The 12,443-nt window shown below is 45.8% G+C and carries 9 protein-coding genes, 1 tRNA gene and 1 pseudogene (1 of these 11 running past the window's edge); 5 read left to right on the top strand and 6 right to left on the bottom strand.

Annotated elements, in window-relative coordinates; all coding sequences use genetic code 11:
• Positions 1 to 172 precede the first annotated feature (172 nt).
• Together ACO59Y_RS04635 and gyrA are read left to right on the top strand one after the other, a co-directional pair.
• Positions 173 to 1,567: a DegQ family serine endoprotease gene (locus ACO59Y_RS04635; protein ID WP_486131064.1), complete on the top strand. Its 1,395-nt coding sequence runs from the start codon at positions 173 to 175 to the stop codon at positions 1,565 to 1,567.
• A gap of 170 nt (positions 1,568 to 1,737) precedes the next feature.
• Positions 1,738 to 4,377: a DNA topoisomerase (ATP-hydrolyzing) subunit A gene (gene gyrA, locus ACO59Y_RS04640; RefSeq protein ID WP_486131066.1), complete on the top strand. Its 2,640-nt coding sequence runs from the start codon at positions 1,738 to 1,740 to the stop codon at positions 4,375 to 4,377.
• 103 nt (positions 4,378 to 4,480) lie between these two features.
• Here the strand turns inward: gyrA and ACO59Y_RS04645 are convergent, their stop codons facing one another.
• Positions 4,481 to 5,281 (bottom strand): hypothetical protein, encoded by an 801-nt coding sequence (locus ACO59Y_RS04645; RefSeq protein WP_486131068.1) that lies wholly within the window; start codon positions 5,279 to 5,281, stop codon positions 4,481 to 4,483.
• Between the two features lie 122 nt (positions 5,282 to 5,403).
• Here ACO59Y_RS04645 and ACO59Y_RS04650 point away from each other — a divergent pair, with 122 nt between their 5' ends.
• On the top strand, positions 5,404 to 6,066 hold the full coding sequence (locus ACO59Y_RS04650; protein ID WP_486131070.1) for a trimeric intracellular cation channel family protein: 663 nt from the start codon (positions 5,404 to 5,406) through the stop codon (positions 6,064 to 6,066).
• 244 nt (positions 6,067 to 6,310) lie between these two features.
• On the opposite strand, the gene pntB is transcribed toward ACO59Y_RS04650, so the two are convergent.
• Both pntB and pntA read right to left on the bottom strand, forming a co-directional pair.
• On the bottom strand, positions 6,311 to 7,735 hold the full coding sequence (pntB, locus tag ACO59Y_RS04655; RefSeq protein WP_486131072.1) for a Re/Si-specific NAD(P)(+) transhydrogenase subunit beta: 1,425 nt from the start codon (positions 7,733 to 7,735) through the stop codon (positions 6,311 to 6,313).
• A gap of 10 nt (positions 7,736 to 7,745) precedes the next feature.
• Entirely contained in the window at positions 7,746 to 9,278 is a 1,533-nt protein-coding gene (gene pntA, locus ACO59Y_RS04660) for a Re/Si-specific NAD(P)(+) transhydrogenase subunit alpha (RefSeq protein ID WP_486131074.1), read from the bottom strand.
• A 165-nt stretch (positions 9,279 to 9,443) separates the two neighbouring features.
• Here pntA and ACO59Y_RS04665 point away from each other — a divergent pair, with 165 nt between their 5' ends.
• Complete coding sequence (locus tag ACO59Y_RS04665; RefSeq protein ID WP_486131076.1) at positions 9,444 to 9,659, top strand: hypothetical protein; 216 nt, start codon at positions 9,444 to 9,446, stop codon at positions 9,657 to 9,659.
• Positions 9,617 to 10,000 (top strand): annotated as a pseudogene (locus ACO59Y_RS04670) (molybdopterin dinucleotide binding domain-containing protein); the annotation flags it as partial. The gene ACO59Y_RS04665 and the pseudogene ACO59Y_RS04670, both read left to right, overlap by 43 nt.
• Positions 10,001 to 10,065: 65 nt before the next feature.
• Here the strand turns inward: ACO59Y_RS04670 and ACO59Y_RS04675 are convergent.
• The 3 genes from ACO59Y_RS04675 to ACO59Y_RS04685 all read right to left on the bottom strand — a co-directional run.
• Positions 10,066 to 10,848: an MmcQ/YjbR family DNA-binding protein gene (locus ACO59Y_RS04675; protein WP_486131078.1), complete on the bottom strand. Its 783-nt coding sequence runs from the start codon at positions 10,846 to 10,848 to the stop codon at positions 10,066 to 10,068.
• A gap of 280 nt (positions 10,849 to 11,128) precedes the next feature.
• Positions 11,129 to 12,094, bottom strand: coding sequence for a zinc ABC transporter substrate-binding protein ZnuA (gene znuA / locus ACO59Y_RS04680; RefSeq protein ID WP_486131080.1), 966 nt, complete (start codon positions 12,092 to 12,094; stop codon positions 11,129 to 11,131).
• Positions 12,095 to 12,394: 300 nt separating this feature from the next.
• A tRNA-Gly gene (locus ACO59Y_RS04685) sits at positions 12,395 to 12,443 on the bottom strand; it runs 185 nt beyond the window's last position.

Raw genomic sequence — 12,443 nt, forward strand, 5'->3', positions numbered from 1 at the left:
GAGCTCAATATTTAAGTTAACTAACCTGTCCAACTTTTTGGGGGCAGATCAAAGTGCGGTCAAATCAAATTGACCGCATTTTTTTTAGCAAACGCCTTGTTTTTGCCGAACATTTTCCTCATATCTTTGTCAGACGAGACACTTTTTTGACACAAATTTACTTGGAGAGATTATGAAAAAAAGACATTTCGTATTAAGCGGTATCGTGTTAGGTTTAAGCGTTTTAAGCAGTTCTTTCAGCACGCAAGCAAGCTTGCCGAGTTTTATCAGCGAACAAAACAGCTTGGCGCCAATGTTGGAAAAAGTACAACCGGCGGTAGTGACAATTTCCGTGGAAGGCAAAGTCAAAAATACCGGACGCTCCGCCCTACCGGACGACATCCCGGAAGAATTTAAATTCTTCTTCGGCGATCAATTTGCCGATCAATTCGGTAGCCGTCGTGATGGCGGACGCAACTTTCGCGGCTTAGGTTCCGGTGTAATTATTGATGCGGATAAAGGTTACGTATTGACCAATAATCACGTGATTAACGAAGCGGATAAAATTAACGTTACATTACAAGACGGACGTGAATTTAAAGCGAAATTAGTGGGTAAAGACGAGCAATCGGACATTGCGCTGCTTCAAATTGAAAAACCGACCCATCTAACCGCCCTAAAATTTGCCGATTCCGATAAATTACGCGTGGGCGATTTTACCATCGCGATCGGCAATCCCTTTGGTTTAGGGCAAACCGTGACGTCGGGAATCATTTCCGCATTGGGACGTTCGACCGGTTCCGACAGCGGTGCCTACGAAAACTATATTCAAACCGATGCGGCGGTAAACCGCGGTAACTCCGGCGGCGCCTTAGTAAATTTAAACGGCGAATTGATCGGCATTAACACTGCAATTATCTCCCCGAGCGGCGGCAATGCGGGTATCGCCTTTGCGATTCCGAGCAACCAGGCAAATAACATCGTGCAACAAATTTTAGCATTTGGCGAAGTGCGCCGTGGCTTGCTTGGTATTAAAGGCGGCGAGCTCAATGCGGACCTCGCTAAAGCCTTCAATGTCAACGCGCAACAAGGCGCTTTTGTCAGCGAAGTGTTACCGGGTTCAGCGGCGGAAAAAGCCGGCATCAAAGCGGGCGATGTCATCACTGCAATGAACGGACAAAAAATTTCCAGCTTTGCGGAAATGCGTGCCAAAATCGCGACTACCGGCGCGGGCAAAGAAATTGAACTCACTTATCTACGCGACGGCAAATCGCAAGATGTAAACGTTACATTGCAAGCGGACGACGGCAAAACCGCGGGAGCAAGCAAAATTGAATTGCAAGCTTTAGACGGCGCAGAACTCAGCGACTATAACGGCAAAGGCGTGAAAGGCATTGAAATCGGCAAGGTACAACCGAATTCTTTGGCTGCCCAACGTGGTTTGAAAGCGGGCGATATTATCATCGGTGTAAATCGTCAAGCGGTGAAAAATACGCAAGATTTGCGCAAAGTGTTGGAAGATAAACCGTCCGCCGTTGCATTAAATATTTTGCGCGGCAACAGTAATTTCTATTTACTGGTTCAATGAGGTAGCCAAATAGCACCGCATTGAATTCAGTTAAATTCAGTCAATTTTAAAACTATTTTTAAACGGCATTTTAATGAAACTAAAATGCCGTTTTTTATGGGAAGAATTAGGGAAAATCATGCCGTTATGCTATAATCCGCGCAATTTTTTTGAGCGAAAAAGGAATATCAATGACGGATTCAATCCAATCATCCATTACCTCTGTCAATATTGAAGAAGAACTCAAATCTTCCTATCTCGACTACGCGATGTCGGTCATCGTTGGACGCGCTTTGCCCGATGTGCGTGACGGCTTAAAACCGGTGCACCGCCGCGTATTGTTTTCAATGGATCGCGAAGGCAATACAGCGAATAAAAAATATGTGAAATCGGCTCGTGTGGTGGGTGATGTAATCGGTAAATATCACCCGCACGGCGATTCTGCCGTGTACGACACCATCGTGCGTATGGCGCAACCGTTCTCTCTTCGTTATATGTTGGTTGATGGTCAGGGCAACTTCGGCTCGATCGACGGCGATGCGCCGGCGGCGATGCGTTATACCGAAGTGCGTATGCAAAAAATCACGCAAGCCTTATTAACGGATTTGGATAAAGAAACCGTAAATTTCTCGCCTAACTATGATGGCGAATTGATGATTCCGGACGTATTGCCGACCCGTATTCCGGCGCTTTTGGCGAACGGTTCTTCCGGTATTGCCGTGGGGATGGCAACCAATATCCCGCCGCACAATTTAAACGAAGTATTAAACGGCTGCTTAGCGTATATTGACAATAACGAGATCACGATTGATGAACTCATGCAACATATTCCGGGCCCGGACTTTCCAACCGCCGCGTTAATTAACGGTCGCAAAGGTATTGAGGAAGCTTACCGTACCGGTCGAGGTAAAGTTTATGTTCGTGCACGTGCAGCGGTCGAAACCAATGATAAAGGCCGCGAGCAAATCATCGTGTCTGAATTGCCGTACCAAGTCAACAAAGCGAAATTAGTAGAAAAAATTGCAGAATTAATTCGCGAGAAAAAAATCGAAGGCATCAGCAATATCACCGACCTTTCTAACAAAGAAGGGATCCGCATTGAAATCGATATCAAACGCGATGCAGTCGGCGAAGTGGTATTAAATCACCTTTACTCGCTTACCCAAATGCAAGTTACGTTCGGCATTAACATGGTGGCGTTGGATCACGGTCAGCCGCGTTTGTTCAACTTAAAAGAAATCATTGAAGCCTTCGTCTTGCATCGTCGCGAAGTGGTGACCCGTCGTTCGATCTTCGAACTTCGTAAAGCGCGCGAACGTACCCATATTTTAGAAGGTTTGGCGGTGGCACGTTCGAATATCGATGAAATGATTTCTATCATTCGTAATTCGAAAAATCGTGAAGAAGCGGCAAATGCCATTAGTTCACACTCTTGGGCGCTGCACAGCGACATTATCAATTTACTAGATATATCCGCAAAACCGGATGATTTAGAAGAAAATCTCGGTATTCAAGGCGAGCAATATTATTTGTCGCCGGCTCAAGTAAACGCAATTTTAGAGCTTCGCTTACACCGTTTAACTGGCATTGCTTTTGAAGAAGTCGTTGCAGAGTATCAAGAATTATTGGTAAAAATTGCCGATCTTCTACATATTTTAAGCAGCGCGGAACGCTTAATGGAAGTGATTCGCGAAGAATTAACAGAAGTGAAAAGTCAATTTGGTGACGAGCGCCGCACCGAAATTACCAGCGCTTCCGGCGATATTGATTTGGAAGATCTTATCGCGCAAGAAGACGTGGTAGTGACGCTTTCTCATGAAGGTTACGTGAAATATCAACCACTAACCGACTACGAGGCACAACGTCGCGGCGGTAAAGGAAAATCCGCAACGAAGATGAAAGAAGAAGATTTCATCGAAAAACTGCTTGTGGCAAATACCCACGATACGATTCTCTGCTTCTCTAGCCGCGGGCGTTTATACTGGTTGAAAGTGTATCAACTTCCACAAGCTAGTCGTGGCGCACGCGGTCGTCCGATTGTAAATATTTTGCCGTTACAAGAAAATGAACGGATTACCGCAATTCTGCCGGTTTCCGCATATGAAGAAGATAAATTCGTGGTGATGGCAACAGCCGGCGGTATTGTGAAGAAAATTGCCCTTACCGAATTCAGCCGCCCGCGTTCAAACGGCATTATTGCCCTTAACTTACGTGACGAAGACGAGCTTATCGGCGTGGATCTCACCGACGGCAGTAACGAAATTATGTTGTTCTCTGCGCAAGGTCGCGTGGTGCGTTTCGCAGAAAGCGCAGTACGTGCGATGGGACGTTTGGCAACAGGCGTGCGCGGCATTAAACTGGCACTTACCAATGAAATATCCGATGACGAAAGCACGATCGAAATTGAGGAGGTGTCCGATGATAATGCAGAAGAAACCCTTGATCTCAATATCGACAAAGTAGTTTCTTTGGTTATTCCGAAAAATGACGGCGCAATTTTAACCGCAACTCAAAATGGCTACGGCAAACGTACTCAATTAAGCGAATACCCAACCAAATCTCGCAACACTAAAGGGGTAATCTCGATCAAAGTCAGCGAGCGTAACGGTAAAGTAGTTGCTGCGACTCAAGTGGAAGAAACCGACCAAATTATGTTGATCACCGATGCGGGAACCTTGGTTCGTACGCGTGTGAGCGAAGTCGGCATTGTAGGCCGTAACACCCAAGGTGTGCGCCTGATTCGCACCGCAGACGACGAACACGTAGTTAGCCTTGAACGCGTTTGTGATGCCGATGAAGATGTATCGGAAGACGCAGATTCGGAAGAATAATCTGAAACTAAAAAGTGCGGGATTTTCCCGCACTTTTTGGTTTATTAAAATAGCACCGCATTGAAACCATATCCACAAGCGGCAAAATGATTCTGTTTTTCCATTAAACGAACAACATCCAAAGCGGTAAACAAGAGGCGATAAAAAGCAAAATAAACAAGCTGTTGGTGCTTAACGTCCATTTTTGCAAGCTATGAATTACCAGAATAGCCGCAATAGCAAAATGGCAGACAAAATAAATGGCATACGCAAAAACACCTTCCGCGCTCGGTTCATTTTCGCCGCCGAGCAGTATGAGGATGAAAATTAGCACCGCATTGAAAGCAAGCAGGAGAACCATCGTAGGCGGCAATAAGGCGATAAAACCTTGCAAACGATTACGCGCAATGACTAAAGTTAAATTCGCCAGTACCACGCCGGCGAGCATTGGTGCAAGCGGGTTATATTCGATGAAGGCGCCCGATGGCAATATCCCGAACAACATCAAATAACTTAACAAACCAAAGCCCGCCACCAACGCTGCCATGCGTAAAAAGCCGTTACGCAAATTATGCGTTTTTGGTTGTTTGTAAATAAAATAAACAACGGATAAACCACATAAACTCATCAGATTCGTCAGCGTATAGTGGTAAGCCGGTAACAAACTGATCACCAACCAAACCACCCAGTAAAGCGCAAAAACCAAATTTACTTTAACCAACCGAGCGCATTGCCCCGGACAAATTTCGCCTTTATAAAAAACCAACAAAGAAAGCAATTGCGCCGTTAACACGCCCACCGCCAAATGTGGAATGGCTTGTGGCTGTAATTGTAAGGAAAACATAAAAAGATCCACCGCCAGCACCATACCGATGGACAGTACAGCAAGCAATGCCGCGCGAAAAGTTGAAGATTGTTCCGACATAACCTAAACCTATGCAAAAATAATGCGCCATTATGCTAAAAATCAGCCTTGTTTTAAAGTAGAATGAGCCCGCTTTTAATCGCACCTTTGCACGTTTAGCAAGGCCTCACAAGGAACATTAAATGTTACTCAGCGTTTTATACATTATCGGTATCACCGCCGAAGGAATGACGGGCGCTTTAGCCGCCGGTAGAGAAAAAATGGATATTTTCGGCGTAATTATCATTGCTTCGGTAACCGCCATCGGTGGCGGCTCGGTGCGCGATGTGTTACTTGGGCACTACCCGCTTGGCTGGGTGAAACATCCCGAATATTTTTTAATGGTGGCGACCGCAGCCGTCGTTACTGTATATGTGGCGCCGTTTATTAATCACTTTATGCGCTATTTTCGCACCATTTTCTTAGTGTTGGACGCCATGGGTTTGGTGGTATATTCCATCATCGGTGCACAAATCGCCATGGATATGGGATACAGCTTAACAATCGTCTGTATCGCCGGCTGTATCACCGGAGCTTTCGGTGGTGTATTACGCGATTTGCTTTGCAACCGTATTCCTCTCGTATTCCAAAAAGAACTCTACGCCAGCGTTGCCTTGTTCGCCACACTCATTTATTACACTTTCAGTATGCTGCAAATGGAACACAATCTCGCTGTACTCCTCACCTTAATAAGCAGCTTTACCTTACGCATTTTGGCGATTCGTTTCGAATGGGGCTTACCGGTGTTTAACTATCAAGATCTCACGCCACAAGAACAAGATAAATTACCTAAAAAAAAGAAATAGCGGTAATGACACAAAACCGAAATTACGGCCTACCGCGCAGCTGTAAAATTTATCTAAAGCTTAAGTCGTTTTATTTTTCTTTATTCGAAACAGCACCGCATTCAAAGCCGTTCCAATGCGGTGCTGTTGAGCGATCTCAGCGTATTGGAAATAACAAGATCGATTTGATGAAAAAATCCTGCGTTCAATCGGACATAAAAAACCGCACTTCAGTATCCTAAAGTGCGGTTGTTTTTAGCGCGCTTTACAACGCTTTTAAAATATCCTCTACCCGTTCTTTCGCATCACCAAAAAGCATTTGCGTGTTTTCTTTGAAGAACAACGGATTTTGTACGCCGGCATAGCCCACCGCCATCGAACGCTTGAAGACGATTACATTTTGAGCTTTCCAGACTTCCAATACCGGCATACCGGCGATTGGGCTGTTCGGATCTTCCATCGCCGCCGGGTTTACCGTGTCGTTGGCGCCAATAACCAATACCACATCGGTATCGGCGAAATCGTCATTGATTTCGTCCATTTCAAGCACCACGTCGTAAGGCACTTTCGCTTCTGCTAACAGTACGTTCATATGGCCCGGTAAACGGCCCGCAACCGGGTGAATACCGAAGCGTACATTCACGCCGCGTTCGCGCAGTTTCGCCGTTAAATCGGCAACCGGATATTGCGCTTGCGCGACCGCCATACCGTATCCCGGCGTGATAATGACAGAATTGGCATTTTTCAACAATTCCGCCACCTCTTCTGCCGTAGTTTCGCGATGCTCGCCTTGTTCTTCATCGGAAGATACTTGAACATCGTTACCAAAACCACCGGCGATGACGCTGATAAATGAACGGTTCATGGCTTTACACATAATGTAAGAAAGAATCGCACCGGAAGAACCTACCAGCGCACCGGTCACGATAAGCAGGTCGTTGTTCAACATAAAACCCGCCGCAGCCGCCGCCCAACCGGAATATGAGTTAAGCATTGACACCACCACCGGCATATCCGCACCGCCGATAGATGCTACTAAATGCCAACCGAATGCAAGGGCAATCGCCGTCATTAGTAATACCGGGAAAATATTATCCGGATTGTTTAAGAACGCCACCATCAATAAAGCAGAAACCACTAATGCCGCTAAATTGAGTTTATGACGATGTGGCAACATGAGCGCTTTTGAATTGATTTTGCCACTAAGTTTACCGAACGCGACTACGGAACCGGTAAAGGTGACCGCACCGATAAAGATACCGAGGAACACTTCTACATTGTGGATGTTACTCAACACCGCTTGTTCGGCGACAAACGCCGCTTGCGCCACCGCATCCAACCCTTCCGGCAGCACCGCATTGTGATGTAAACCGTAGCTGTTAAAACCCACCAGCACCGCAGCCAAGCCAACGAAACTGTGAAGAATCGCCACTAGTTCCGGCATTTCGGTCATTTCAACTTTTAATGCGCGTTGTACGCCGATTGCCCCACCGATAATCATTGCGATGATGATCCAAAATGTACCTTCTGAATGCGGCCCGAAAATGGTGGCGATAAGGGCGATTGTCATCCCGACAATCCCGAACCAGCAACCCGCTTTGGCGGTTTCATGTTTAGAAAGACCGGCCAAACTCATAATGAAAAGTAATGCTGCTAAAATATATGCAGCCTGTACTAAACCTTCAGACATTGTGCGCTCCTTAACCTTTTCTAAACATTGCTAACATACGTTGTGTCACGCGGAAACCACCAAAAATATTGATGCTTGCCACCAAAATTGCCACAAAGGCAAGGGCGCTAATAAAGAAGTTGCCTTGACCGATTTGTAACAACGCCCCCACAATAATAATGCCGGAAATCGCATTGGTCACCGCCATTAATGGGGTGTGAAGTGCATGGCTGACGTTCCAAACTACGTAATACCCCACCACACAAGCCAATACGAATACGGTAAAGTGCGATAAGAACGCAGCCGGTGCCACAGAAGCTAACCAAAGGAACAATGCGCCTACCCCTGCCATCACGCCGTATTTCACGCGCGGATCAGCCGGTTTGGCTTCTTTTTTCTCGGCTGCCGGCGCCGCTTTTGCTTCTTGTTTTGGTTGAGCAGACACTTGAATTTGTGCCGGCGGAATTTCTTCCCCGTCACGAACCACAGTGACACCGCGCAATACTACGTCGTCAAAATCAATATTGATGTTGCCATCTTTCTCTTTACACAACAATTTCAATAAATTCACTAAGTTTGTGCCGTAAAGTTGGGAAGATTGAGTTGGCAAACGGCTTGGGAAATCGGTGTAACCGATAATTTTCACTTGGTTTTCCGTGGTCACCACTTTACCGGCTTCGGTATATTCGCAGTTACCACCCGTTGCCGCCGCTAAATCCACAATCACCGAACCCGGTTTCATGGAATCCACCATTTCTTTGGTAATTAAACGTGGCGCCGGTTTACCCGGAATGGCTGCAGTGGTAATGATAATATCCACTTCCTTGGCTTGTTCTGCGTAAAGCGCCATCGCACGGCGGTTGAATTCTTCCGACATCACTTTTGCATAACCATCACCGCTGCCGCCTTCTTCTTTGAAATCAATTTCTAAGAAGCTTGCGCCCATACTTTGTACTTGTTCTTTCACTTCAGGACGAGAGTCAAAGGCACGCACAATCGCACCAAGACTGTTTGCCGCACCGATTGCCGCCAAGCCCGCCACGCCTGCACCAATCACCAACACTTTAGCCGGCGGGACTTTACCTGCCGCGGTAATTTGACCGGTGAAGAAACTGCCAAACTCGTGGGCGGCTTCAATCACCGCACGATAACCGGAAATATTCGCCATAGAGGAAAGGGCATCCAAAGCTTGCGCGCGTGAAATCCGCGGCACTGCATCCATCGCAAGTACATTGATTTTCTTCGCGGTCAGTTTTTTCATGAGCTCCGGATTTTGCATACGCCAAATGAAGCTCACAAGCGTCGCGCCCTCTTTCATTTGGGCGATTTCTTCATCCGTTGGCGGATTCACCTTAAAGATAATATCCGATTGCCAAATTTCAGCTGCCGTGCCAATTTTCGCGCCCGCGTCTAAAAATGCTTGATCCTCAAAACTCGCTTTAAAACCTGCATCGTGTTCCACGATCACGTCAAAGCCCAATTTCAAGATCTGCTGAACCGTTTTCGGCGTCGCCGCCACACGGCTTTCATTATCAAGCAGCTCTCTTGGTACACCAATTAACATACTGTTTCCCTCTGTTTGATGATTGGGTTGATGATTGCGAAATGGGCTGCCCCATTTTCCTGTAAATGACAAACGTCAAGCGGCATTCACTCTATCACTGTTCCCTTTAAAAGAGGTAGGCTTTTTTAACTGGTTTTACAAGATATTGCGATAGGTTGCATAAAAATGAAGGAAAATGCGGCAAACAACATTGTCCCGGGCCAATCTATTCGTCCCAATGCGGTGCTATTTCAAGAGTTCAATGCGGTGCTAATTTGGAGTGAATTTATGGCCAAAAAAACCAAATTTTTGACCGCACTTTGCTTGATGGGTATTGGTGCTGCGGCTTTGTGGGGGACGCAATTCGCCAAAAATACGCGGTCAACGATCGTGAGCCGGTAATGATTCACCCGGAAGATGCCGCAGCGCGTGGCATTAAAGACGGCGACATCGTGCGCATTCACAGCAAACGCGGACAAGTGCTTGCCGGTGCCGTGGTGACGGAAAACATCATCAAAGGCACGGTGGCGCTTCACGAAGGCGCGTGGTATGACCCGATGGATTTAGGCGAAAGCGAAAAACCATTGTGCAAAAACGGCTGCCCGAACGTGCTTACCCGCGACGAAGGCACGTCCAAACTGGCACAAGGTAACTCGCCAAATACTTGTATCGTACAAGTAGAAAAATTCGTTGGCCAAGCGCCTGAAGTCACTGTGTTTAAACAACCGAAACACGCAGCGTAAAAAATGCCATAAAAAAAATATCGCACTTTGAGAGATCAAAGTGCGATATTTTTTTTAATGTGTTTTTACTTTTCACTAGCATCACCAGTCAACCGTGCAATTTCCTGTTTTAGTGCATAAGGCATATGCCGTGGCCCGCGTACGGCAGTGACACCGCATTGAGCCATTTTCGCGCGTGGAATGAGATTTTTATCATATTCTTTCAAGCAACGAATTTTCATCACCCGCTTCACCTGTAAATCATCCGTGCGTTTTTGCCGATACGGAATGTTTACCTCCAACACCAAGCATTTATAGCGAATAGCCCCCGTAGGTTCAGTGACGTACATATACACAATGTCATCCACGGCAATATTGTTGCTCTGCTTCCAATAAATTTCACCACCTTCGCGCAAGTCTTTCTCCACATCGTAATATTTCGGGTTAGCCGGCACGATCCATTCCGTATAACGGACGATCCCAAGTTGCTTTTTCACTTGTCGGGTAGCGGTGAGATCAAAACTGGCATTTAATAAAAACAGTATGCTGTCGTTGTCTACAGAGCCATCTAACAACACCGTCAGCCAATGATTTTTATTCATGTGGTACGCCGGTAAAAAACCGTCTTGCGGTAAAAATAAACTGAGCATTTCAGGGGAACATTTCACATTCATCACCGGCATTTTTCCTGTACCGCTCAGCCCTAATGAGGCTTTTTCCACATTCATCAGAATGGCATACCATTTACGGTTATCCTGATGGCGTAACACGGCATAATCCGGGTAGGACTTCCAAAGATATTCGGGCTGAGTGCCGTATTGTTTCAAGACATAATCGAATACCTGTTTAGCTAAATCTTGTTTTGCCATGTTAACCTCCTGTTTATTACAGTGGTTTTATTCTACGCTGAAAATGAGGCGATGTTCGATAAAAATGCCGATAAAGCCGCCCTGCCAAAATAGCACCGCATTGAAGCCGCTTTATCTGCGCCCCCAATGCGGTGCTATTTGGAGACTTCAATGCGGTGCTGTTTGGAGACTTCAATGCGGTGCTATTTCAGTAGTTCAATGCGCACCTGTTTTCCTTCTTTCCATCATCCCACAAAAAATGGCGGATAAAATCCGCCATTTCTTAAAAATCACCAATAAACTATTTTGCTAAACATTGCGCATAGCTTTCCGCCGTCGCCTGCAAGAAATTCGCATAAGATCCCGCACCTAGCGCCACGCTATCACCAATCGGATCAAGTTTTCCGACATTCACTTTGGTGCTTTGCGCAAGAGATTCAATCACTTTCGGCGTAAATTGCGGTTCGGCGAAAAGGCAGTTTACGCGATGCTCCTCGATTTCCTCTTTAATGTGCGCAATAGTTTTCGCGCCAGGGGCGACAAGCGGGTTAATGGTGAAATAGCCGCTTTGTTTTAAGCCGTAGGCATCATTGAAATAACTGTAGGCATCATGAAAAACAAAAAAGCCTTTATCGGCAAACGGTGCAAGTTGCGCTTTGATTTTATCGCTTTGTTCTGCCAATGTACGGTTAAAATTCGCTAAATTTTGTGCGATGAGCGCTTTTTTATCGGGGAACTGCTCGGTTAATTTATCCGCGACTTTTTGCGCCACAATTTGGCTAATTGCCGGCGAATACCACACATGCCAATTGGTAGTTAACCCTTCATCACCGTGATCATGATGATGTTCATGCTCGTGTTTATGTTCATGCTTATGTTCGTGCTTATGAGCATGCTCGCCTTCTTCATGAAAATGTTCGTGGTGGGCTTTCGTTAATAATGGTTCCACATCCGCCAAATCAGCAATAGTAATCACTTTTTTGCGATCTATTTGGCTCACCGGTTTATCCAAGAACGAATCAATATCTTCGCCCACCCAAAGTACCAGATCAGCCGCTTTCACTTTTTGAATATCGGACAATTTCAAGCTGTAATCATGCGGCGATGCACCGGCCGGAACTAAAACTTGGGTGTCGGTTACACCGTCGGCGATGGAAGAGGCAATAAAGCCAAGAGGCTTGACGGAAGCCAATACTTCGGCATTTGCCAACATCGGCAAAGCCAAAAGTGCAGTAGAAATTGCACTGATTTTTAATGCTGTTTTCATTTTGTATCCTAACTTTAGTTGTGAATGATTCTCAAATCGGCGTAAAAGACTACGCTTTTTTAACTAAATTGCAATGATTTTATGGAAAGATTTGATGAGACTTTTTCATTAAAAAACGAATTAAATTTCATAAAAAAGAAAATTTGCCGATCTGTTTCCAATAGAGCTGGAGAAAAATATTGCCCAAAACACTATTCGTGGACGTATTTCAAGAATTCGTTTATTATTGAACTTAAGATAAGAATAACTTTTGAGAGGAAAGAATTATAGGCCGCTATTTTTAATTTTGTGGCTATTAAATGGTGCCCGAAGCCAGACTTGAACTGGCACGCCTCGAAAGGCGAGGGAT

Source organism: Rodentibacter sp. (assembly GCF_057314195.1).

What these genes read in the sequence shown, in the direction of transcription:
- ACO59Y_RS04665 (WP_486131076.1), top strand. Translation starts at nt 9,444, where the DNA reads ATGAAGGAAAATGCGGCAAACAACATTGTCCCGGGCCAATCTATTCGT.
- pntA (WP_486131074.1), bottom strand. Translation starts at nt 9,278, where the DNA reads ATGTTAATTGGTGTACCAAGAGAGCTGCTTGATAATGAAAGCCGTGTG.
- znuA (WP_486131080.1), bottom strand. Translation starts at nt 12,094, where the DNA reads ATGAAAACAGCATTAAAAATCAGTGCAATTTCTACTGCACTTTTGGCT.
- ACO59Y_RS04675 (WP_486131078.1), bottom strand. Translation starts at nt 10,848, where the DNA reads ATGGCAAAACAAGATTTAGCTAAACAGGTATTCGATTATGTCTTGAAA.
- pntB (WP_486131072.1), bottom strand. Translation starts at nt 7,735, where the DNA reads ATGTCTGAAGGTTTAGTACAGGCTGCATATATTTTAGCAGCATTACTT.
- ACO59Y_RS04635 (WP_486131064.1), top strand. Translation starts at nt 173, where the DNA reads ATGAAAAAAAGACATTTCGTATTAAGCGGTATCGTGTTAGGTTTAAGC.
- gyrA (WP_486131066.1), top strand. Translation starts at nt 1,738, where the DNA reads ATGACGGATTCAATCCAATCATCCATTACCTCTGTCAATATTGAAGAA.
- ACO59Y_RS04650 (WP_486131070.1), top strand. Translation starts at nt 5,404, where the DNA reads ATGTTACTCAGCGTTTTATACATTATCGGTATCACCGCCGAAGGAATG.
- ACO59Y_RS04645 (WP_486131068.1), bottom strand. Translation starts at nt 5,281, where the DNA reads ATGTCGGAACAATCTTCAACTTTTCGCGCGGCATTGCTTGCTGTACTG.